Consider the following 22,343-nt stretch of genomic DNA (forward strand, 5'->3'; position numbering starts at 1 on the left):
ATATGTTTTCATCAACCCAAGCTGTATAAGTGCTTGTAAGACCTGACATCAGCTTGCTTTTACCATAACAAATATATAGTGCTTTGTTAACGTCTGGACGTAGTCAAATCGTGGCACAATCGTAACTGTAACAATGTGTTAGCGAGTTATTAATGAGAGGCTAGCCAAATCCATTTTTATTATTTTTACGGCGACCACTACGAAACACAAATGCATCATCATAAAAATGAGAATCTTCATTCTCGGCCCAAAAATGCGGCACACCTAAAATGGGCAATGGCGATAAATGACGCGGTGTGACTGTGTCCTTTGATAATAATTCATTCATATAATCAGCCAATTTATCATCCAAAAAGGCGATGCGCTGCTGCGTTGACAAGGCAAAGAAATCTTGGTTGACGCTGATGACCACACTATGCGCGCACAAGGGCTTACGCGGTGCTATCAACTGCTCAAGGAGGGCATGACCAAAGATATAAACCGCAGCTTTAGCGTCTTTGCTAGGGTTATCCATTTTATCCCAATATCTTCTTGGTTTGACTAGACTGTTTTGCCAATCAAAGTCGATCAAAGCCTCACCAATGCTAGATTCAGAGGTCACTAAAATTGCACCGTTCTCATCAAACACAGTGATGGTATCGCGCACCCGCCCTCGACTGGCACCGACCCCTTGCTGCTCAATCTCAAGCATATGATAGTGGTTTAGCAGGGCTTTGGTCTTAGGAAAAGTCAGCCAAATACTGCCGTTAAATAAGTCGTGTAAGTTATCACGCGTCGGGATATTGCCCGTACTGCCGATGAAGCTCTCGTAAGCCTCGCCCTCTGGCAACGCGTCTTGCGAGACAAACTGTAAAGTCTGCACCTTATGGTTATATGCAGGCTTGGTGTGCGGTAGTTGCTGCTGCACGTCAGCTGCCTGCTGATGCAATGCGGTATTTAATACTTTCGCGATGATGTCTGGCGTGTCTTGGGTGCGGCTGATATCAAGGACTTGAGTCTCAGGAGCAGAGCTTTGAGTATCAGCGCGCTCCATGCTCCAGTTACTCGCCGCACTAAGCCGAGTGATGGCTTGACTAATGGCATCTAACTGCTGCACATGCCCAAGCCACGGCGCACGCCAGTCAATCTGGGCAAAGCTATCATCAAGTCTACTTGCCGCTACGGCTGACGCCTGTATAGACGAATCGTTTGGCAAAGGCTTGTCAAAACGCGCATCTAAACGATGCAAAGGAGGCAGGTTACTGGCAGTCATATCAAACTATCTCTCATAGGCGATGGGCGGCTTATGGTATCATGGTGCGCTTTTTTACGGCTAGACGGGCAGCTCGAAACGTTGTGTTCGCGCGCTATTTATAGTTAGCTGAATGTAAAACTGTTATGGATTTAAACACGCTACTGGTATAAATTTTACTTGCGTGCTGCGTTCCCAGAGGCTGCGCAAAATTCATCCCAGTAGCGCTATGACATTTTTAGAGTGTATCGACTATATTGATGAGTTTTTATGGCAAATTTTAATACCCACTTAAATGTCGCTTTTATGGTCAGCGGCACCTTGAGTTTGACGGTTTATAAAGCTGGATTGATTGATGATTCAGGGTTTTTAGTATGCGTGGCGCTTGGCACCATCGGTGGATTGCTACCAGATTTGGATTCAGACAACTCAACACCGATTAAGCTGGGTTTTAATATTACCTCGTTTGTCTTTGCCTTTGGCTTGGTCATGCATTGGCGTAGTGATTTGAGCTTGCTCGCATTGATCGCATTATGGCTGGCGGGTTATGGTTTTATGCGTTATGTGATCTTTCATATCTTTACCACCATGACCGTACATCGCGGCGTTATCCACTCTGTGCCTTATATGGCGATACTTGGACTGGGGTTAACCTGTCTAAGCTATTATGGTCTGCATCTACCGCTGACAACCAGTTGGTTTTATGGTCTGTTTTTATTTGGTGGCGCGATGGTGCATTTGGCTCTAGATGAGTTGTATAGCGTCAATTTGTCCAATATGAAAATGAAGCGCTCGTCGGGTACGGCGATGAAGTTTTATCAGCATAAAGACAAATGGTGGTATTTGCTGCTATACGTTATTTTGGCGTTATTGTTATATATAGCGCCGCCGTTTGACACCTTTTGGCAGCAGGTCAGTGATCCTGCAGCTTGGGCAAAGCTTAAGCTCGGTCTATGGCCAGAATTGATAAAAGGCTGGCTAAGTTAAGGCTGCCTCTACCAGCAAAAAATGATAAATAATGAGAGTACACTATGTCGACTTCTGCCGCCCTCCAAACCTGCCCTTGCCAAATCAACCCCGCGTCAGAAACCACCACCGCGCCCCTACTTTATAAAGACTGCTGTCAGCCTTATCATGACAGCGTTTTAAATAAAGAAGCGGATAAAACTGACGGCGTACAGGCAGAAACGGCGGAGCGTCTGATGCGCACGCGTTATAGCGCTTTTGTGCTTATCAAGCCAGAATACATCGTCAAAACCACACTACCCGCGCAGCAAAGCTTACTTGATGTGAAAGCAATTGAGGAATGGGCCACTAAGACCGATTGGGCAGGATTAGAGGTTGTAGAACACAGAGCAAAACTTGGCAAACGACACGCGCAGGTTGAATTTAAAGCTTATTTTAGAACGCCTAATGGCTTGCAAGCGCATCACGAGTTGTCGGCCTTTGTAAAGGTAGTAAATAAAGCCCATCATGATGCGCGTTGGTATTTTCTCGATCCGACCGTTCCTATGTCTGTCACACAGAAACAGCCGTGTATTTGTGGCTCGGGTGAGAAGTTTAAGCGTTGTTGTGGATTATATAGTTAATTCACTGTAAAACCGATACAGTGCCTGCCAGCGCTATATAGTTAGCTGAATGTAAAACTGTTATGGATTTAAACGCGCTACTGGTATAAATTTTACTTGCGTGCTGCGTTCCCAGAGGCTGCGCAAAATTCATCCCAGTAGCGCTATGACATTTTTAGAGTGTATCGACTATACACTGGCCCCAACCGCCCGTGCCACCGCAATCCCTTCATCAATGGTCAAAAACTTACGCTGGCTTGGGCTGTCTTTATAAATAATCTCACCCTCAGAGAATATCAGACATTCATTGACCGCCAACTGTTGCCAGTTTTCATTTTCAGTCAATGGTACGGTCACCAAAATCGTCACCTTATCGGTATCGGTGGTGACATCGCTAAAGTTAATCGCCAAGTCATCGTCCGCCAGTTTCGCTTCGCCAAATGGCGCTTGACGGGTGAGATAAAACAATAAGCTACCGGCATACGCCAATTGCCAGCGGCCGTTGGAGATTAGACAATTAAACAAACCGTTGGCCGACAAATAACGGCACTGCGTGGTCAAAAAGTTAAACAGCGTCTGGTCGTCAGGACGGGTTTTAAAAGTGCTTTTTAAGCGATTGACCAAATAGCAGAATGCCATTTCTGAGTCGGTGCTGCCGACAGGCTGACAATGCGCGGCATTGCCGTTGTCTTGTAGGCGCTGACAGCGCTTGATAAATTCGCCATTCATCTGCCCGTTGTGAGCAAACACCCACTGCTCGCCCCAGACTTCGCGGACGAAAGGATGGGTATTTGCCAGACAGTTTTGTCCCTGCGTGGCTTTACGAATGTGGGCGATGACATTCATGGCCTTAATCGGATAGTTATTGACCAAATCAGCCACTGGCGACAGATGGCTTGGGCGGTTGTCATGAAACAGACGTAGCCCTGTTGAGTCGTTTGCCGTCTCGCCATTATTGGTGCAGTCGCTACGCTCAAAAAAAGCAATACCAAAACCGTCCTCATGACTGTCCGTCATACCGCCGCGACGACGAAACCCTGCAAAGCTAAACCCAATATCGGTTGGGGTATTACAGTTCATTCCTAAGAGCTGGCACATTTATAGATCACCATCATGATTGTCGTTATGGTCGTCGTTTTTGGTAGGATGTACAGTCGCGCTTGCGCCATTTTCTGCCCCTTCATCAAACATCTCATAGGGCGTCGCGCCTTCGGTATCGATACTGTCCAAGATACGTTTGGCATGCGCCAGCTCGGTATCTTGTATCCACAGCACAATACCTGAATTCATCCCTGGCATCGCGCTTAGCGGCTGCAAGGATACAGTGATACCGTTATTACGTAGCAGATTGGCATGCAATTCACCTTGCATATTGGTGTCATAGCGTGCCAGTTTGTGCCAGTTATCAACTTGATCGGTCATAGAGTCGCCTCTGTGGTTTGGATGCAAAAAATGGTATTGAGCAAAAAAAACTTACGCCAATTGATCGAGCGTATATTCTTTGATGCTTATGTCACGACGATTACTTAAAGTAGCACGCGCTTGCTCAGCGTGGGTGATATCACTAAATATACCCATGAGTTGATTGTCGCGCTTATCATTTGATAATACAAATACCGTCTTTTGTGCTTTTTCGACATGCGCCCAGTGATAAGCGGCCAGACGCTTCATAAGGTCAGGATTTTTCACCATGATATTGTCGCCCGTCCGACCTTCGGTACGGTTATAATGAATGACATTAAGACGCAAAAGCCAGAAAATCACCGCCGCTTTGGCAAGCATAACAGGTAACGCGCGTTTTTCATCGCGGTTTAGCGCGCGTTTTGACTCATATCCTTCTAAAAACGCTGCCATCTTACGACGATCAAAATGTACCAGCTCGCCTTGCTCAGCATCACCCCACGTGGTACAAAAATCATTGATGGTAATGGCGATATCCATCACATAGTGCTCGACACTGACCTCAGTAAAATCTAATAGACCTGTTAGCTTTTCCTGCCCTTTAGTCAAGTCCCATAGGGTATTGTCAGCGAACATATCGAGATGACACAAGCCTTTTGGTAAGTCGGTCAGGGGTAGATTTGAATAAGCTTGCCAAATATCGCGCATGAGCTTGGCTTCATCGCCGGGCATAAACTGCATTTCACGGTCGCGCACCTCGCTCCACGGATAGAGGGGCACGCCGTAGTCTTGTGCCGGTTTTAGCGCTTGCAAGGTCTCATGCAGCATCGCTAACGCCGCGCCAATCTCATGACACATCGCCGGCGTGGTCTCTTGCGGATGCGCGCCAGACAAGCACGGCACCAAGGTGATCGCCTTGTCTTCATAATGAATGACATAGCGTTTTTTCGTATCAGCGTTATCATCAGCACCTAATGCTACCAATGCCAACGGGGCAGCGACCGGCAGCTTGCCATCTAGTTGATTTAATATCACTGCCATTTTTTCGATGTCTTCTGGCGGGCGCTCTTCAAACAAAGTAAACACATAAGCATGCGCGCCATCGACATCGTCCGTCGTTTGAATAAACCAGTTAGAGTTTTTGATGCCTTGGGTAATCGGAATCGCGCGGGCAAATGACACGCCAAAACGTTGGCAAAAGGCGGCAAATTGATCATCAGTTAACTGGGTATAGACGGACATGACATCTCACTTTGGCAATTGGATAAGAAGATAAATAGAATAAATCTGGACGCTAATGACAATAATCGTCCCACGCATCAGCAAACCATCATAAATAGCATAATAATCTTGTGAAAACCTGCCTGATATGGCAGCGATTTTGCTAGACTAGCGCTTATGGTTGAATTGATTATAAGGTGAAAGACCCTATGTTAGCAAAGCGTATCATTCCTTGTTTGGACGTGGACAATGGCCGCGTGGTCAAAGGCGTACAGTTTGTCGATATCAAAGACGCTGGCGACCCTGTCGAAGTAGCGCAGCGCTACAACGAACAAGGCGCTGATGAGATTACTTTTTTGGATATTACTGCCACCAGCGATGAGCGTGATACCACCTATCATACCGTCGAGCGTATGGCGGAGACGGTGTTTGTCCCCTTAACTGTGGGCGGCGGCGTGCGCAAAATTGCTGATATTCGTAACCTGCTCAATGCTGGCGCGGACAAGGTGGCGATTAATTCAGCCGCGGTTTTTACACCTGAATTCGTCGGTGAAGCTGCGCAGAAATTTGGTAATCAATGTATTGTCGTCGCCATCGATGCCAAACGTGTCGCTGACGTAGAGGTGAATGGCGTACTCACCCCACGCTGGGAGATTTTTACCCATGGCGGGCGCAAACCGACTGGCATTGATGCCGTCGCTTGGGCAAGCAAAATGAGCGAGCTTGGCGCAGGCGAGCTATTGGTCACGTCGATGGACGGTGACGGCACAAAAAAAGGCTATGATTTAGCACTAATGAAGCATATTACCGATCAGGTCAACATTCCGGTTATCGCTTCAGGCGGTGTCGGTAATCTACAGCACTTAGTCGATGGCGTACTTGAAGGCGGCGTCGATGCGGTGCTGGCGGCCAGTATCTTTCACTTCGGTGAGTATAGCGTACAAGAGGCCAAGCAATACATGGCAGCGCGCGGGATTGAAATGCGTTTATAATAAGCGCTTAAGTCAACCATGAGCGCAAAAAAATGCTATCATAGTCAACAACTTATTTTAGCCTTTTTCATTGTTAAATCACTATTTAACAATTAATAAAATCAAAGGATATTTTTATGTCAAATTTACAGCAGCAGCGCAACGATATTACCCATATCGATGGTAACTTGCATCAGAATGAAGACGCACGTATCGGTATCGTCGTCGGTCGTTTTAATGGCTTCGTCGTTGAGTCATTAGTCGATGGCGCGATCGATGCACTTCTACGTCATGGCGTACTTGGTAGCAATATCACTGTCGTTCGCGTCCCTGGTGCTTTTGAGCTGCCTTTGGTTGCCCAGCGCGCCGCAGAGTCGGATCGTTTTGACGCCATTATTGCTTTAGGCGCGATCATCCGTGGCAGCACCCCACACTTTGATTTTGTGGCGAGCGAGTCTGCTAAAGGCTTAAGCAGCGTTGCAATCGATTATAATATTCCTGTTGCTAATGGCGTACTGACCACCGACAGCATCGAGCAGGCGATTGAGCGCGCTGGCACCAAAGCCGGTAATAAAGGCTCGGAAGCGGCGATGGTCGTCCTTGAGATGCTAGCGGTTTTATCACAGTTAGATGTTGATGACGATTACGACAACGATAATGACGCGTAGTATAGTCAGTTGAAAACAAAACTGGCATAAGTTCCAAAGCGCGACTAGGATGAATTTTTCGCAGCCTCTGTGTATACAGCACGCAAGGAAAGTTTATACCAGTAGCGCTATGACATTTTTAAATTGAATCTACCATATCGCAGTCGTTTTATAGATTTATTATTTACTGTTTATTGCTTTACTGTTTTTGATTGGCGCTGATGGGTTAAAAACTCGTGGCGTCAGTGTCTTAAAGCTCGCGGCACTGTCGACAAAACGCTGCAATTTTGCTTTAACACTCGATTGTCATCATCTGCCAGTCGATTACTATTTAACATTTTTAGTTCAAACGTCTATGCTTTTCTTATCACAGGCTATTTTTTACAATCAAGCTGATTGTACCCTGACGCTATTGGTATCTATATTAAATAGTCGTTAGATAATTGATGAATACAGTCAATCAAAAAATAGTTAATAAAAGCAGTTACTCAAAATAGCCACTTAACATTCAGGTATTTACCCCCTATGACTGACCAAATCAAGCGCGCCATCAACGCTGCAAAAACCGCACAAACCAATGACCAACAAGCTGAAGCGACTCGTCTCGCAAGCAGCAGTGCAGGTGAGCAAAAATTTGATATGAGTGAGTCTTCTTATAAGACCAGTCACACCGCTGTGCGCAAAGCCAGACGCTTTGCTATGCAAGGCTTATATGAATGGCTGGTCACCGACCGCCGTTTTGATAAAGACGGTAAGCTTGGCTGGAAAGACAATGCGCCGCACGATATCGCCGCGCGCACCCGTGCGACCAACGCCATGCATACGGTACATATCGGCTACTATCACGAAATGATGCGCGATATTCCCGAGCAAATCGAGGCATTAGATGCGCTTATCAGTCAGCATCTCGATCGCGATATCGATAAATTAGACACCGTTGAGCATGCTATTTTATTGATTGGTGCCTACGAGCTGCAAAACCGCTTAGAGATTCCTTATAAAGTGGTACTAGATGAAGCAATGAAGCTCAACAATCACTTTGGCGCCACTGACGCGCACAAGTTAATCAACGCGGTGCTCGATAAAATGGCCACAGATCTGCGTGACCTCGAAGTACAGGCTGATATCAAGGCCAACCGCCGCAGCTCACAAAAAGCCGCTGCACCCGCCGCACAGCCGCAGCCGCAAACTACTGATGAAACCAAGGCTGTCACTAACGCTGACGACACCAGCGAGACGCCGACCACAACTGGCAAACCTCGTCTCAGTGCCAATAAAGCCATTAAACGGCCACGTGCTAACAAGGCTCAAGCAAATATCAGTGATTATAGAGCCAGTAAAAAAGCCAGTGCACAGGGACATAATGAGGCAGCAGCCGCGCCTACCCCTGAGAGCACTGCCGCCGATGTTGGGCTACAGGACTCAAACCTTGTCAATTCAGACGAAAAAAGTAAAGACTAACCATGAATGAATTTGAGCTGATCGAGCGCATCTTTGCACAGATGCAAATATCGCCAGCACGCACGGCAACGGACGTCGAAAAAGGCATCGGTGATGACGCGGCGGTGATGAGCGTGCCTACAGGCGCGCGCTTGGTCAGCTGCATTGATACTCTCGTTCAAGGACGGCATTTTAGCGCCGATTGGGATGAAGTAAATCAATTAGCCTTTCAAATTGGCTATAAAGCGGTCGCGGTCAATGTCTCAGATATCGCCGCGATGGGTGCGGCGGCGCACAGTATTTTGTTGGCGCTGGCATTGCCTGAGCGCTTGGTAAATGAGACTTGGCTCACTGAATTTGCCAAGGGTTTGTTTCATGCCTGCCAGCTCTTTGGCGTGACCCTGATAGGCGGTGATACCACGCGCAGCGATAACTTAGTGTTAAGCGTTAGCGCGCAAGGGTTTTTAGCCGCTGATACACCAGCCGTCTATCGCTCAGGCGCGCAAGTCGGTGATAAAGTCTATGTATCAGGCACGCTTGGGGATGCCGCATATGCGCTGCAGCATCCTGATAGCAGCCAAGGCATAGCGCTGGCGCACCGCTTGCACATGCCGACGCCGCGTATCACCTTAGGGGCCGCGCTGGCCAAAGTGGGCGCCACAGCGATGATCGATATCTCTGATGGTCTGTATCAAGATATTGGGCATATCTGCGAGCAAAGTGGCGTTGGCATACGTCTTGATTTAGAGCATCTGCCAACCAGCCAAGCGTTAGCGAGCGTGGATATATCTGAGCGCTTACTATGCCAGCTGGCAGGTGGCGACGACTATGAGCTGGCTTTTACTTTACCTGCTGATATCGAGCCACCCGTCAACGATATCAGTGACACGCCAGTGACTTGTATTGGCGAGGTGATAGCATTGGCCAAGGCAGACACGGCAACCAACGTGCATGCTGAGCTGTATTATCAAGGACAGCGGGTAACACCGACGCACCCTGCCCCTTTTGCCACATGGCCCACGCTGACGGGTTACCAACACTTTGCAGGTTAATCCATGACCGATCATGATCTATCTAAGCCTGATATCCGGCAAGTCAATGACTGCCCACCTCTACCTGCCACGGCCAGCACGCTCGATCGTGTGGTTTATTGGCTCGGTATTGGTCTCGGTAGTGGCCTGCCGCGCCGTGCCCCTGGCACATGGGGGACAGTGGGCGGGCTACTCGTCGCGATACCGCTTATGAGTTTCGGCTTTTTGCCGTTTTTGATAATCACTATATTGTCTTGTGTCGTTGGTAACTCAATATGCGGCAGAACCTCCACTCTGATGGGCGGTCACGACAACCCGCATATCGTCTGGGATGAATGGGCGGGTATGTGGCTCACCTTGCTACCGATGTCTTATATGGGTGTTGCCGATAGCAGTTTTTGGCAAAATATCAGCCAAACCTCTTTTCTCATCGCGCTTCTTATCGCCTTTATCCTGTTTCGTTTTTTTGACATTATCAAGCCACCACCGATCGGCTGGGCAGATAAAAAAGTCGCTGGCGGCTTAGGTATCATGCTCGATGACATCATCGCAGGCATCATGGCGGCAATTGTTTGGATTATTCTTTATAGTAGCGTATTATCGCTTGCTAACTGATGCTGCTATGAGTCGTTAGCACATTTCGTGACGCTGCAAATAAGACGTTACAAAGATGTCACGACTGAGCAGTTTGGTTGGTTACGCATTTACGTTATAATTCAAATCACATATTGTTACATTTGTAGGCCATTATGACTTCTCCTCTTTCGGTAATTATCCTAGCAGCGGGTAAAGGCACACGTATGCAGTCGGCCAAACCCAAAGTTCTGCAGACACTGGCTGGCAAGTCTTTACTCGCTCACGTTTTAGACACCTGTCACCAGCTGACGGTCGATGAGACCATCATCGTGCATGGTTTTGGCGGCGAGCAAGTCAAAGCTGAAATCACCACCCAGTATGCCCAGTCAGCCCTTACTTGGGTGGCACAAACTGAGCAGCTAGGGACCGGGCATGCGGTCAAGGTCACGCTGTCTGATTTGCCAAAAGACGGTCAAAGTCTGATTCTTTATGGTGATGTACCATTGGTCAGTTGCCAGACGTTAACCGCATTAAAGTCGGCCAACACCGATGGCATGTCGATGCTGACGCTAACGGTAGATAACCCGTTTGGACTAGGCCGCATCAAACGTGACAACAACGGTAATATCGAGGCCATCGTTGAGCAAAAAGATGCCAGCGCTGATGAGCAAGCCATCAAAGAGATCAATAGCGGCATTTACTGCGTCGATAATGCCCTGCTTCATAAATACTTGCCGAAACTATCAAACGACAACGCCCAACAAGAATACTATCTGACAGATATCGTCAAGATGGCCGTGGCCGATGGTATCGCCATCGCTGCGATTGAGCCTGAGCATACCTTTGAGATTGAAGGCGTCAACAATCGTCAGCAGCTTGCCAGCTTAGAGCGGACGTGGCAAGGAAAGTTAGTCGCCGACTTACAAGAAGCCGGCGTGCAGTTTGCCGATCCTAGTCGTGTCGATATTCGAGGAACCCTAAGCGCCGGTCAAGATGTGTTTGTCGATGTTGGCGTGGTGTTTGAGGGTGATTGTACCTTAGGCGACAATGTCTATATCGAGGCAGGATGCGTCATCAAAAACGCTCATATCGGCAATGCTTGTCATATCAAACCCTACTGCGTCATTGATCATGCCAAGATTGGCGCTGGTGTCGATGTCGGGCCTTTTGCGCATTTGCGTCCTGAAAGCGTACTAGCAGACCAGAGCAAAGTCGGTAATTTTGTCGAAATCAAAAAATCCACCATCGGTCAGGGCAGCAAAGTCAATCACTTAAGCTACGTGGGCGACTCGACTGTCGGGACAGGCGTCAATATCGGTGCAGGTGTCATTACCTGTAATTATGATGGTGCCAATAAGTCACAAACCATCATCGAGGACAACGCCTTTATCGGCTCCAATGCCAGCTTGGTGGCGCCGGTTACCATCGGTGATACAGCGACTGTAGCGGCAGGCTCGGTGATTACCAAGGATGTCGATGCTAGTGCCTTAGCGTTTGGCCGCGCTCGGCAAACGCAGAAAGAGAACTTTCAGCGTCCAACTAAAAAATAAAGACGGCGGTGATCGTCAACTCGATAAAAACGATAGTAAGACCACTAAGGCAGTACGACAATAATTTGTGGTGCTGCTTATTTATATTGACAGATTAATGATTATCCATGTATTGGCATCTTTTCAAATCACATGGTATGAGAACATAAAATTTAAGGAATAATTATGTGCGGAATCGTTGGAGCAGTTGCTGAGCGTAATATCGCCAATATCTTACTTGAAGGACTAAAACGTTTAGAATACCGCGGCTACGACTCCGCTGGCCTAACGGTCATTCGTGATGGCGAGCTGCATCGCGAACGCCAAGTGGGCAAGGTACAAGCCTTAGTCGATGCCGTCGCCGTCAATCCTGAGTTTTTTGATGGTCATATCGGTATTGCCCATACCCGCTGGGCGACACATGGCGAGCCTGCCCAGCGCAACGCCCATCCGCATATCTCTGGTAAGATCGCGGTGGTGCATAACGGTATTGTGGAAAACTATGCCGAGCTTAAAGAAACGCTGGTAGCAAAAGGCTACGAGTTTACCTCACAGACCGATACCGAGGTCGTTGCGCACTTAATCAATGATATCTATAAAACCACACCTGACTTATTAGACGCGGTGCGTGCAGTCATTCCCATGTTGCACGGCGCTTTTGCTCTTGGTATTGTGCATATCGATTGCCCAGACGAGCTGATTACCGTGCGCCTAGGTTCACCATTGATCATCGGTGTGGGGATCGGCGAGAATTTTATCGCGTCCGATCAATTGGCACTTCTGCCCGTGACCAACCGCTTTATGTATCTAGAAGAAGGCGATATCGCCAAGCTGACACGCGACAGCATTGACGTATATGCAGATGGTGTAAAAGTAAAACGTCAAATACATGAGATTGACGCCGCCCAGCATAATGCCGATAAAGGCGAGTTCAGACATTATATGCTCAAAGAAATCTACGAGCAGCCAGATGCAGTTGCTCGTACCATTGAGATGGCAGTAGATAGCAATGCGCCATCTAAGCTGCGTGATGATTTTTTACAGCGCCATGAAGCACTGTTGAAAGGCATTAAACAGGTCCAAGTCATCGCTTGTGGCACCAGTTATCACGCAGGTTTGGTGGCAAAGTACTGGTTTGAAAGTCTCATTCGTGTGCCGTGCTCAGTCGAAGTGGCTAGTGAGTTCCGCTACCGCAATCCGGTCGTCGTCGATAACACACTGGTCATTTGCATCTCGCAGTCTGGTGAGACAGCCGATACCTTATCGGCGCTACGCGATATTCAAAAACACACACCAGCCGGTCTTGTGAGCTTGGCACTGTGCAACGTACCGACGTCGTCTTTGGTGCGCGAGACCGATATCTTTTTGCCGACGCTTGCGGGCCCTGAGATTGGTGTTGCTTCCACCAAAGCTTTTATCACTCAGCTGGCAGCCTTGATGCTGCTGGTGTTAAAGGTAGGCGCCGTCCAAGCGCGCATGACAGACGAGAAACTGAGCACGCTGCTAGAGAAATTACAAGCGCTGCGCGGCCAACTGCATGCCAGCTTACACCTCGATGCGCCTATCAAAGTCATGAGCGAGCATTTTGAATATAAGAAAAGCTGCTTGTTTTTAGGTCGCGGTTTACAATTTCCTATTGCACTAGAAGGCGCATTGAAGCTAAAAGAGATTTCTTATATCCACGCTGAAGGCTATGCCGCCGGCGAACTAAAACACGGCCCATTAGCCTTGGTGGATAAAGACATGCCAATCGTGGTGCTCGCGCCAAAAGACAGTATGTTTGATAAACTCAAAGCCAACATGCAAGAGGTGCATGCGCGCCATGGCGAGCTGTTTGTCTTCGCCAGTGAAGAGAGCAAGATGGTTGCAGAAGATAGAATGCACGTGGTCTATGTGCCTGAGGTTTGCGAGATACTGGCCCCCATCGTCTATAGCATACCTGTGCAGCTACTGTCCTACCATGTGGCCGTGATGCGCGGCACAGATGTCGACCAGCCTCGTAACCTCGCAAAATCAGTGACGGTTGAATGATACAACTTGTTGATTTTAAATGTTTTTTATGAATTAAACCATTATATAATACTAAACCCTTTACTGTCTAGCATTACTAGATCGCAAAGGGTTTAGTGAACGTTGTTAGCCAAAATAATATGATTAGGGCGTGTTCTCATTCTAAAGAGAACACGCCCTATTATACAAATATCATTCTCTAAACCAACCCTTTATAAAGAAAATAAAGTCCCACTACGAATAACAATACCGAAAAGCACTTCTTTAACAGGGGTGGTGAGAGCATATGAGCAACTTTTGCCCCAACTTTAGCGGTAAAAAAGCTCATACTCGCAATGCCCAAAAAGGCATAAATATGCACAAAGCCAATGGTATTGGGTACATCAACTTGCTGCTGCATACCAAAGAACATAAAGCCGAGCGCACCAGCAATGGCAATAGGCAAACCACACGCCGCCGACGTGCCTACCGCCTTTTGCATGACCACATTATAACGGGTGAGATACGGCACCGTTAAGCTGCCACCGCCAATACCAAAAATGGCCGAAGCCACACCAATAATACCACCTGCCGCAAGTTGCTTGGGTTTAGACGGTAATACCACAGGCGCATGACTCGCATCACTCATATGTGTACGTCTTTTACCAGCGGTAAACATTCTATAAGCGACCCACAGTAAAAACACCCCGACAATCAGCTGCAGATATAACCCTGATATTTGCCCTGCTATCCCTGCTCCCAAAAAGCACCCTAGCGCCAAACCAGGTGCTAGATTTTTAAAGACTGGCCACATGACGCCGCCCTTTTTATTATGCGCCATCAGCGAGCTGATCGAAGTGACGATGATGGTCGCAAGCGACGTTCCCAAAGCCAGATGCATAATGGTATCGGCATCGTAGCCCATTTGGGTAAAGACGATAAATAACAGCGGTACGATAATGGTGCCACCGCCCACGCCGAAAAGCCCGGCCGCAAACCCTGCTAGTGCACCTATGATTAAAAAAATGAGTAGTTCCACGGGATAGTGTCTTCTTATATAGATTTATTTTCTGAGCAAGTGCTCTATATTAATGCCAGTTATGACTTATACAAGCTCAACTTGACCGACGTAATGATAAGCACGGTTAAAATACACTAAACTCTCATCTTGCCCGCTTGGGGATTCTGGAGGTTTGATAGCGACCACTCGGCACATCAGCACACTATGCGTACCTACTTCTTGAATGTGCTCAATCTCACAATCAAAGCTCACTAGCGCATCTTTCAGGATAGGCGCGCCTGTCACAAGCTCAGTCCAAGCCCCTTGCTCGAAGCGCTCATCTGAGCTTAGTTTAGAAGCAAAAGCATTGGATAAGTGTTCATGCTGGGCACCAAGCACATTGACGCTCAAGACTTTATTATCCACAAAATGCCCATGTGAGCGCGCGGCTTGATTCATACATACAAGCAGTGTCGGCGGTGTATCAGTGACGCTACATACCGCCGAGGCAGTAAACCCATGAGTGCCTGACGGACCATTGGTGGTGATCACATTGACCGCCGTGGGCAATAGCGCCATGGCATCTCTAAAATCAGTGGCTTCAATCATATCTTTTATCATTACTACAATCCTGAGAAACGTTAAATCTATAAGTACCTTGTTAACTGAGGCCACTCATAAGCTTAAACAAGCCAAAACTTGTTAAGTTTTGCTAAACGCTCAGCTCTTGCCGCACGATTGCCGCACCAGCGCTCAGCGCATGTAGCTTGCCGCGTGCCACCTCACGAGACAACGGCGCCATACCGCAGTTGGTCGAGGGATACAGCTTGTCCGCATCGACAAACTGTAAGGCCTTGCGTAGCGTATCGGCTACCTCCTCAGGAGTTTCAATATCATTAGTGGCGACATCGATTGCACCAACCATCACTTTTTTACCGCGAATCAGTTCAATCAAATCCACCGGTACGCGCGAATTTTGACATTCTAATGAGACGATATCGATCTTTGACTGCTGCAATTTAGGAAACGCTTGCTCATACTGACGCCACTCTGATCCCAGCGTTTTTTTCCAGTCGTTATTGGCTTTGATGCCGTAACCGTAGCAGATATGCACCGCTGTTTCACATTGAAGTCCCTCTATAGCACGCTCTAGTGTCGCAATGCCCCAATCATTGACGTCATCAAAAAAGACGTTAAACGCCGGCTCATCGAATTGGATAATATCCACGCCTGCTGCTTCTAACTCGCGGGCCTCTTGATTGAGAATTTTAGCAAACTCCCATGCCAGTTTTTCACGGCTCTTGTAGTGACCATCATACAGCGTATCGATCATGGTCATCGGGCCGGGCAGCGCCCATTTGATCGGCTTGTCAGTATGCTTACGTAAAAACTTGGCATCTTCTACAAACACAGATTTTTGACGGCTCACCGCACCCACGACTGATGGCACGCTTGCTTCATAGCGATCACGAATTTTAACGGTTTTACGGTTTTCAAAATCGACGCCGTCTAAGTGTTCGATAAATGTAGTCACAAAATGCTGGCGGGTTTGCTCGCCATCACTGACGATATCGACGCCTGCTTGCACTTGCTCTTGTAGCGATACTAGCAGCGCATCCTGTTTTGCCTGAAGCAATTCTTCACCGTCAAGTTGCCACGGCGACCAAATTTTCTCAGGTTCGGCCAGCCAAGAAGGCTTTGGCAAGCTGCCAGCGGTTGAGGTCGGTAATAATATATCCATGTTGTCTCATCTTTTGTATAGTAATATTTAATATCTAAAGCTCTATTAAGCCACTTGTTCATCAGCGCTTTTGTCTACCGCAAAGCCTGCTGCCCACTCCTCTAGAATATCTTGATAAGGCGTAATAAATGTCTCTTCGGTGAACTTGCCTTGCTTCACTGCCAGCTGGCTGCGCTCCTCACGGTCATACACCACTTGCGTCTTTGAGTAGTCTTGGTAATTGAGACTGGGCTGATAGACCGCGCCTGCTCTGGAGTTGGCATTATAAATCTCAGGGCGATAAATCTTCTGGAACGTCTCCATCGTCGCAATCGCGCTAATCAGCTCAAGATCACTATAGTCGCTGAGCAAATCACCGGCGAAATAAAATGCGAATGGCGCTACGCTTCCTGTCGGCATAAAGTAGCGCACCGTAAGACCCATTTTATGGAAATAATCATCGGTTAACGAATACTCATCCTGCTGGTACTCCACCCCTAATACCGGATGCTGGTTGCCCGTACGCACATAGGTTCTCTTACTGGACACACTCAAGCAAATCACCGGCTGCTTATCAAACTGAGATTGGTAAGCCTCTGAACGCAATAAATGCTGAAACAGCTTACCATGCAGCACACCAAAGCTGTCTGCGGGCGGTGTGCCTGGGTTTTGTTCGAAATGCTCTGGTAGCACAATACTAAAGTCATAATCGCGCACGTAGGATGAGAAGCTATTGCCGACCATACCGCTGATACGGGAGTTATCCTTGTGATCGACAATCGTGGTTTGTAGCATCTCGATACTGGGGAAAGTATGACCGTCGCCTGCCACGTCTAAGTCTGCTGAGATGATATCCACTTCGACCGAATAACGATCGGCAGTAGGATTATCCCAATGCGCGAGATCATTAAAGCGATTGTTTATCATTGTCAGTGTCTTACAAAGGTTATTTTGACGGTTTACGCCGCGCGCCAAGTTGGCAAAGTTGGTCGTTAGGCGTGTGCTATCGGCAGGCTCGTAGTATTCATCAAAACGTATGCTAGATATGGTATAGGTAAATGGCTGAGTCATGATAGTTCCCTTTACTACTCTGATAGCTCTCGTCTCGAGGCCTCAGATAAAAGCTAATTTGTGTATGGGATGAATCATACCTTGAACCTCACATGAGTAAAAACGATGTTATTTAAAGATAAGATGAATTTAATTCATCTATGCAGGTTAAGTGAGCGGCTATGAGAGGTCAATCACTGGCACCCTCAGCTCAATTGTCTTGCTCACCTCTAGGGCGTGTCAAACCTTCACAAAAGACACTGCTTTGCCCGTTCGCAATGCGAGAGCGATGCTCGAGTGGAGGGCAGAACTCTTTTTTGCCGCGTTATTGGTAACAATAGGCACTTAGAACGACTAAACTTAGCCAAGTAAGCCCGAAAAAATCCTTATTTAAGTGTGCTTATCAGTGCTCGACTGCGGCTTGCCACTCGGCGTCAACCATTTGGCAAACCATCCCGATAGATCATCCATCAATGTATATACCACCGGAATCACTACCAAGCTCAGTAGTGTCGAGGTGACAAGGCCGCCCAGCACAGCTGCGGCCATCGGGCGACGGAACGTCGGATCGGCATCGCCCCACCCAAATACCAAAGGCAGCATCCCTGCGCCCATGGCGATGGTCGTCATGATAATTGGGCGCGCACGCTTGCGACAAGCATCAATGATGGCATCAAAACGAGCCAAGCCACGGCGCTGAGCGATCAAGGCATAATCCACCAATAAGATAGAGTTTTTGGTGGCAATACCCATGAGCATAATAAAGCCAATCATCGATGGCATCGACAGGCTACTATTGGTAATGACCAAGCCGACAAACGCACCGCCAATCGAAAGCGGCAACGCCATCAGGATAGTAAAGGGCTGCAATATACGGCCGAATAATAAGATCAGCACGCCCAAAATACAGACCACACCGACCGACATGGCAATGACAAAACCACTAAACAGCTCTGCCATGTTTTCTGCCTGACCTTGGTCAATGATGGTAATCGATGGCGGCAGCGTCTGCATCGCTGGTACCGACTTGACCGCCTGCACCAAGTCGCCAAGCTCGCCATCAGAAGGCTGCACAGTAATACTAATGGCGCGCTCACGATCGAGCCGGTTGATCTGGGCCGGGCCTGTCCCAAAGTTTAGATCGGCCACCTCGCCCACGCGTACCCCTTGTCCTGCAGGCAGCGCGCTTGGCACGTATAAGCCTTCTAATTGGCCGACGTTTTGTTTGGCGACATCAGGCAGTCGCACCACAATAGGAATCTGCCGAGTATCGAGATTAAGCTTAGATAAGCGCTGCTCATAGTCGCCGACCGTCGCCACTCGTAGCGTGGTGGCGATATCTTGCGTGGTGACGCCTTTATCTGCCATCGCCAGTCTGTCAGGCATGACCGTAAGCTCTTGCCTCGGCAGGCTACGGTCACTGGTCACTGCGCCGGCGCTGGGCAGCGCTCGGATTTCAGTCATAATCTGCTGGGCGGTCTGCTCTAGCACCTCTGGATTGGTACTGGTCAAAGAAAAGTTATAGCCCGTCTCGCCGCCGCTCGATAGACCAACGGTAAAGCGTGCGCCAGGTACCTCCGCGAGCAGATGACTGATTTTGCGCTCAATCTCTTGCTTAGAGATACGCTCTGCTCGCGGCGCAAGGACAATATCTAGCCCTGCGATATTTTCGGCTTTGCCGCCAGAGCTGGGCTCCATAGCAGCTTGCGCCTCCCCTACCGAGGTAAAGATATTGGTCACTTCGGGCATGGCCAATATACGCTCACTGGCCATCGCTGCCACGCGCTCGGTATCTTCGAGCGCCACATCTGGCGTCAGCTCAATCTCAACGCGCGTCTGATCGATATCATTGTCAGGAATAAAGGAGGTCGGTAGCAACTTCACTAGCATCAATGAAGCGACAAACAGCACCAAAGTTGCGCCGATGGTGATCCAGCGTTGTCGTAAGGTCCATGAAACAATCTTAAGATACCAATCCATCAGCGCGCTTTGTTTTTCCACGCGCTTTTTTTCTGGCCGCAGTACGTAAGCTGCCATCATCGGCGTGATCAGTCGCGCTACCATCAAGGACGCAAATATCGACAAAGCCGCTGTCCAGCCAAACTGACGGAAGAACTGCCCAACAATACCGCCCATAAAGGCCGTCGGCAAAAACACAGCAATCAAGGTAAAGGTAGTAGCAACGACTGCCAGACCAATCTCATCAGCCGCTTCCATCGCCGCCTCATAAGGCGTCTTGCCCATACGCAGATGACGAATGATGTTTTCGACCTCTACGATGGCATCATCGACCAACACCCCAATCACCAATGACAATGCCAATAAGGAAATAATATTGAGACTAAAGCCAAACAGATACATACCCAAAAAGGTAGGAATAACGGACAATGGCAACGCCACAGCTGCGACAATGGTCGCACGGATATTGCGCAAAAATAAAAACACCACCACGACGGCCAATAGTCCGCCTTCTATCAGCATACGCAGTGATGCTTGATAATCCTCGGCGATAGGGGTGGCTCGATCATAGACTTTTTCGATACTGATATTACCCGTATCAGCCGCCAGTTTGGCAAGCTCGGCATCGACGCGCTCCATGACCTCGACCTCACTGGCACCGCGCGAGCGGGTGATGTTAAACGCCACCACCGTCTGCCCATCAAGCTTAGCAATCGAACTTGGGTCAGCAGCACCATCGGTGATTTGCGCCATACGTCCAAGCGCTTGCGTGCCACCTGTCGGCACGGCCACTTGTAGGTCGTTTAAGTCGCTTGCGCGCTCGACCGCCCCAAGCACGCGAATGGTTTGCGTGGTTTTACCGACCTCGGCTTCACCGCCTGAGCTGTCCTGCTGAATCCCAGCGATTTGCTGCGATAGCTGAGAGATAGGAAACTTTAAACCACTGAGCGCAATCGGGTCCGCTGCCACGGTGATCTCACGCTGCAGGCCACCGATACGGCTAACGGTACTGACACCAGGGATATCAGATAACCGCTTGGTGACCGTATCATCAACGAACCAAGACAGATCTGCCACATTCATGTTTTCTGCAGCGACAGAATAAGTCACCACCGGAAACCCTGCGGTTGAGACCTTAGTGATAATCGGATCATTGGCCGCGGCTGGCAGATCCCCTCGCACCTCACCGACGGCTGAGCGTACATCATCGACCGCTTCTTGGATGTCTTTTTCTAGGACAAACTCAGTGACCATGGTGGCAGCGCCGGTTTGTAGGGTGGTGCGAATATGCTTGACACCTTCGATACTGGTCAGTTTATTTTCGACTTTTTTGGCAATGTCGTTTTCGAGCTGGGTAGGTGCCGCGCCAGGCAGGGTGACGGTCACCACCACGGCAGGCAAATCAATGTCAGGGAACTGCTGCACCTTCATTTGCATAAAGCCATAGATACCGCCCAACGTCAGCAGTACAAACAGCAAAATAGCGACCAACGGATTTTTAATCGAGTAAGCAGATACATTTAGGCTCATGAGCGCGCCTGCGAAGCTGTATCAGCATTATTATTGGATTGATTCAGACCATCGACGATGCGCACCAAGTCGCCATCGTTTAAAAAACTACCGCCTTGCTTGACGATTTGACTGTCGCTCGGCAATGGCTCTGTGACCGCCACACTATCGCCGAGACGCTCACCCAAACTCACACGCTGCTGCTTGATACGGCCCGTTTTTTGCGCTGCGTGGTCGGTGCGGATTTGTGTGACCATCATCACATAGTCATAGCCATCATTGCTGACCACTGCACTGTTAGGAATGGTTTGGGTGTTGCTGCTACCCAATAAAAACTCGCCTGTTTGATACATGCCAGCGCGTACTTTTGCGTTGGCCGCTAGGCTAGCATAGATGGTGATTTGGCGATTGTTGTCCGCTGTCGGCGCGATGCGACTGACTTTCCCCATTACAGAGTCGCCTCCTGGCAGGCTGACACGCACAGGCGTGCCAACAGTGACTTCCCCAACAAGCTTTGGATCGATATCTGCGCGCCACTCTAATACCCCGCCTTTTATGATGGTAAATAGCGGTTCACCGCCTGCGACCATGCCGACCTCCACCATTTTGTCACTGATGACGCCGCTGACTGGCGCGACGACCTTAGCGTTATCCAAGGTCAAACGCTGACTGTTGAGCCGCGCTTTTGCCGCCTGCAAAGACGCTCTAGCACGCACCTCAGAGGTGCGATAGCGATCAGCTTCTTGCCTACTAATGGCATCGATGTCTATCAAGGGTAAGACCCGTGCGGCATCGGCACTGGCATTGGCAAGGGTGGCTTCGGCTTCGGCCACGTCGGCTTCGGCTTGCAACACCTGCTGCTCCATCGCATCGGTATCAAACACCGCCAGCACTTGGCCTGCTTTGACGCGATCGCCCTCCTCCACCAAGACGCGCTCGACAGCCACGCCATTGACTTTGGCACTGACATTGGCCGTATCTTTGGCACTAATCGTACCGTCGGCGCTCAAGGTATTGCCAATCGTATCTTGGCTGGGCGTTACTGTCTCAACCGATAGCACCGCCTGCGCGTCACTGGCCGCCTTATCCCCTACCTTATTGCTTGACGCGTTAGGCGTAGTGGGATTATCCGTCGCCACCGTCTTATCAGCACCCCAATATCTCCCCAACAAGACACCCAATACCAGTACCACCACCAGTACCGGCCACAGCCATAAAGGCGGTTTTGCTGAAACGGTTGCGGGCGTACTGGGTTGACGGTACGGCGGTAGCTCTGTCTCGTTTACGGGTTTTGGGTGCGTCTTGTCAGAATCATTCATGGGTAGTCTCTATCAATACAAGCCATCATAAGATAAAACAGGGCGAGCAATGATGATTGCGCTATTTACTCATAACCTACTGTTTTTAGTATAGTAATTTATAAAACCATTAAGAATAACATAATTTTGTTATTCTCTTATTGCTCGCTGTTTTAAAGCTTTCAGCTGTAAAGTCCTCAGTT

The 22,343-nt window shown here is 48.8% G+C and carries 19 protein-coding genes; 9 read left to right on the forward strand and 10 right to left on the reverse strand.

Features of this window, described 5'->3' with window-relative positions:
- Positions 1-160: 160 nt before the first annotated feature.
- On the reverse strand, positions 161-1,252 hold the full coding sequence (locus JFC05_RS09265; protein ID WP_198336685.1) for a DUF3025 domain-containing protein: 1,092 nt from the start codon (positions 1,250-1,252) through the stop codon (positions 161-163).
- Positions 1,253-1,501: 249 nt separating this feature from the next.
- Here JFC05_RS09265 and JFC05_RS09270 point away from each other — a divergent pair, with 249 nt between their 5' ends.
- Together JFC05_RS09270 and JFC05_RS09275 are read left to right on the forward strand one after the other, a co-directional pair.
- Positions 1,502-2,218 (forward strand): metal-dependent hydrolase, encoded by a 717-nt coding sequence (locus JFC05_RS09270; protein ID WP_105244363.1) that lies wholly within the window; start codon positions 1,502-1,504, stop codon positions 2,216-2,218.
- A gap of 44 nt (positions 2,219-2,262) precedes the next feature.
- Positions 2,263-2,820 (forward strand): YchJ family protein, encoded by a 558-nt coding sequence (locus tag JFC05_RS09275; RefSeq protein WP_198336686.1) that lies wholly within the window; start codon positions 2,263-2,265, stop codon positions 2,818-2,820.
- A 168-nt stretch (positions 2,821-2,988) separates the two neighbouring features.
- On the opposite strand, the gene JFC05_RS09280 is transcribed toward JFC05_RS09275, so the two are convergent.
- From JFC05_RS09280 to JFC05_RS09290, 3 genes are read right to left on the reverse strand one after another with little or no spacing between them, the layout of a single operon-like run.
- Positions 2,989-3,897: a class II glutamine amidotransferase gene (locus JFC05_RS09280; RefSeq protein WP_198336687.1), complete on the reverse strand. Its 909-nt coding sequence runs from the start codon at positions 3,895-3,897 to the stop codon at positions 2,989-2,991.
- On the reverse strand, positions 3,898-4,221 hold the full coding sequence (locus JFC05_RS09285) for a hypothetical protein (protein WP_227526354.1): 324 nt from the start codon (positions 4,219-4,221) through the stop codon (positions 3,898-3,900). It lies immediately after the preceding gene.
- Positions 4,222-4,272: 51 nt separating this feature from the next.
- The gene (locus tag JFC05_RS09290) at positions 4,273-5,442 is read right to left on the reverse strand and encodes a homoserine kinase (protein WP_198336688.1); all 1,170 of its coding nucleotides are present in this window, start codon (positions 5,440-5,442) and stop codon (positions 4,273-4,275) included.
- A gap of 188 nt (positions 5,443-5,630) precedes the next feature.
- On the opposite strand from JFC05_RS09290, the gene hisF reads away from it, so the two are divergent.
- The 7 genes from hisF to glmS all read left to right on the forward strand — a co-directional run bounded on the left by hisF (position 5,631) and on the right by glmS (position 13,646).
- On the forward strand, positions 5,631-6,413 hold the full coding sequence (gene hisF, locus JFC05_RS09295; protein ID WP_198336689.1) for an imidazole glycerol phosphate synthase subunit HisF: 783 nt from the start codon (positions 5,631-5,633) through the stop codon (positions 6,411-6,413).
- Positions 6,414-6,529: 116 nt separating this feature from the next.
- On the forward strand, positions 6,530-7,060 hold the full coding sequence (gene ribH / locus JFC05_RS09300) for a 6,7-dimethyl-8-ribityllumazine synthase (protein ID WP_198336690.1): 531 nt from the start codon (positions 6,530-6,532) through the stop codon (positions 7,058-7,060).
- Positions 7,061-7,564: 504 nt separating this feature from the next.
- Positions 7,565-8,500 (forward strand): transcription antitermination factor NusB, encoded by a 936-nt coding sequence (nusB, locus tag JFC05_RS09305; protein WP_198336691.1) that lies wholly within the window; start codon positions 7,565-7,567, stop codon positions 8,498-8,500.
- A gap of 2 nt (positions 8,501-8,502) precedes the next feature.
- Complete coding sequence (gene thiL, locus JFC05_RS09310; RefSeq protein WP_198336692.1) at positions 8,503-9,531, forward strand: thiamine-phosphate kinase; 1,029 nt, start codon at positions 8,503-8,505, stop codon at positions 9,529-9,531.
- Between the two features lie 3 nt (positions 9,532-9,534).
- On the forward strand, positions 9,535-10,125 hold the full coding sequence (locus tag JFC05_RS09315) for a phosphatidylglycerophosphatase A family protein (RefSeq protein ID WP_198336693.1): 591 nt from the start codon (positions 9,535-9,537) through the stop codon (positions 10,123-10,125).
- 134 nt (positions 10,126-10,259) lie between these two features.
- Complete coding sequence (glmU, locus tag JFC05_RS09320) at positions 10,260-11,636, forward strand: bifunctional UDP-N-acetylglucosamine diphosphorylase/glucosamine-1-phosphate N-acetyltransferase GlmU (protein ID WP_198336694.1); 1,377 nt, start codon at positions 10,260-10,262, stop codon at positions 11,634-11,636.
- Positions 11,637-11,801: 165 nt separating this feature from the next.
- The gene (gene glmS, locus JFC05_RS09325; RefSeq protein ID WP_198336695.1) at positions 11,802-13,646 is read left to right on the forward strand and encodes a glutamine--fructose-6-phosphate transaminase (isomerizing); all 1,845 of its coding nucleotides are present in this window, start codon (positions 11,802-11,804) and stop codon (positions 13,644-13,646) included.
- Positions 13,647-13,824: 178 nt separating this feature from the next.
- On the opposite strand, the gene JFC05_RS09330 is transcribed toward glmS, so the two are convergent.
- The 6 genes from JFC05_RS09330 to JFC05_RS09355 form a co-directional block, all read right to left on the reverse strand.
- Positions 13,825-14,643 carry a sulfite exporter TauE/SafE family protein gene (locus JFC05_RS09330; protein ID WP_198336696.1) on the reverse strand — a complete coding sequence of 273 codons (819 nt, stop codon included), beginning with the start codon at positions 14,641-14,643 and terminating at the stop codon, positions 13,825-13,827.
- Positions 14,644-14,709: 66 nt separating this feature from the next.
- A complete protein-coding gene (locus JFC05_RS09335; RefSeq protein ID WP_198336697.1) occupies positions 14,710-15,213 on the reverse strand; it encodes a flavin reductase in 504 nt (167 codons plus the stop codon).
- 103 nt (positions 15,214-15,316) lie between these two features.
- On the reverse strand, positions 15,317-16,345 hold the full coding sequence (locus JFC05_RS09340; protein WP_198336698.1) for a methionine synthase: 1,029 nt from the start codon (positions 16,343-16,345) through the stop codon (positions 15,317-15,319).
- Positions 16,346-16,390: 45 nt separating this feature from the next.
- The gene (locus JFC05_RS09345) at positions 16,391-17,395 is read right to left on the reverse strand and encodes a DUF1852 domain-containing protein (protein ID WP_198336699.1); all 1,005 of its coding nucleotides are present in this window, start codon (positions 17,393-17,395) and stop codon (positions 16,391-16,393) included.
- Between the two features lie 369 nt (positions 17,396-17,764).
- Positions 17,765-20,863, reverse strand: coding sequence for an efflux RND transporter permease subunit (locus JFC05_RS09350; RefSeq protein WP_198336700.1), 3,099 nt, complete (start codon positions 20,861-20,863; stop codon positions 17,765-17,767).
- Entirely contained in the window at positions 20,860-22,161 is a 1,302-nt protein-coding gene (locus JFC05_RS09355) for an efflux RND transporter periplasmic adaptor subunit (protein ID WP_198336701.1), read from the reverse strand. The genes JFC05_RS09350 and JFC05_RS09355 overlap by 4 nt, the downstream gene beginning before the upstream one ends.
- Positions 22,162-22,343 lie beyond the last annotated feature (182 nt).

Source organism: Psychrobacter celer (assembly GCF_016107555.1).
GTDB lineage: Bacteria > Pseudomonadota > Gammaproteobacteria > Pseudomonadales > Moraxellaceae > Psychrobacter > Psychrobacter celer.

What these genes read in the sequence shown, in the direction of transcription:
- hisF (WP_198336689.1), top strand. Translation starts at nt 5,631, where the DNA reads ATGTTAGCAAAGCGTATCATTCCTTGTTTGGACGTGGACAATGGCCGC.
- JFC05_RS09340 (WP_198336698.1), bottom strand. Translation starts at nt 16,345, where the DNA reads ATGGATATATTATTACCGACCTCAACCGCTGGCAGCTTGCCAAAGCCT.
- JFC05_RS09280 (WP_198336687.1), bottom strand. Translation starts at nt 3,897, where the DNA reads ATGTGCCAGCTCTTAGGAATGAACTGTAATACCCCAACCGATATTGGG.
- ribH (WP_198336690.1), top strand. Translation starts at nt 6,530, where the DNA reads ATGTCAAATTTACAGCAGCAGCGCAACGATATTACCCATATCGATGGT.
- JFC05_RS09350 (WP_198336700.1), bottom strand. Translation starts at nt 20,863, where the DNA reads ATGAGCCTAAATGTATCTGCTTACTCGATTAAAAATCCGTTGGTCGCT.
- glmU (WP_198336694.1), top strand. Translation starts at nt 10,260, where the DNA reads ATGACTTCTCCTCTTTCGGTAATTATCCTAGCAGCGGGTAAAGGCACA.
- JFC05_RS09275 (WP_198336686.1), top strand. Translation starts at nt 2,263, where the DNA reads ATGTCGACTTCTGCCGCCCTCCAAACCTGCCCTTGCCAAATCAACCCC.
- JFC05_RS09345 (WP_198336699.1), bottom strand. Translation starts at nt 17,395, where the DNA reads ATGACTCAGCCATTTACCTATACCATATCTAGCATACGTTTTGATGAA.
- JFC05_RS09265 (WP_198336685.1), bottom strand. Translation starts at nt 1,252, where the DNA reads ATGACTGCCAGTAACCTGCCTCCTTTGCATCGTTTAGATGCGCGTTTT.
- glmS (WP_198336695.1), top strand. Translation starts at nt 11,802, where the DNA reads ATGTGCGGAATCGTTGGAGCAGTTGCTGAGCGTAATATCGCCAATATC.
- JFC05_RS09335 (WP_198336697.1), bottom strand. Translation starts at nt 15,213, where the DNA reads ATGATTGAAGCCACTGATTTTAGAGATGCCATGGCGCTATTGCCCACG.
- JFC05_RS09355 (WP_198336701.1), bottom strand. Translation starts at nt 22,161, where the DNA reads ATGAATGATTCTGACAAGACGCACCCAAAACCCGTAAACGAGACAGAG.
- thiL (WP_198336692.1), top strand. Translation starts at nt 8,503, where the DNA reads ATGAATGAATTTGAGCTGATCGAGCGCATCTTTGCACAGATGCAAATA.
- JFC05_RS09290 (WP_198336688.1), bottom strand. Translation starts at nt 5,442, where the DNA reads ATGTCCGTCTATACCCAGTTAACTGATGATCAATTTGCCGCCTTTTGC.
- JFC05_RS09270 (WP_105244363.1), top strand. Translation starts at nt 1,502, where the DNA reads ATGGCAAATTTTAATACCCACTTAAATGTCGCTTTTATGGTCAGCGGC.
- JFC05_RS09285 (WP_227526354.1), bottom strand. Translation starts at nt 4,221, where the DNA reads ATGACCGATCAAGTTGATAACTGGCACAAACTGGCACGCTATGACACC.
- nusB (WP_198336691.1), top strand. Translation starts at nt 7,565, where the DNA reads ATGACTGACCAAATCAAGCGCGCCATCAACGCTGCAAAAACCGCACAA.
- JFC05_RS09315 (WP_198336693.1), top strand. Translation starts at nt 9,535, where the DNA reads ATGACCGATCATGATCTATCTAAGCCTGATATCCGGCAAGTCAATGAC.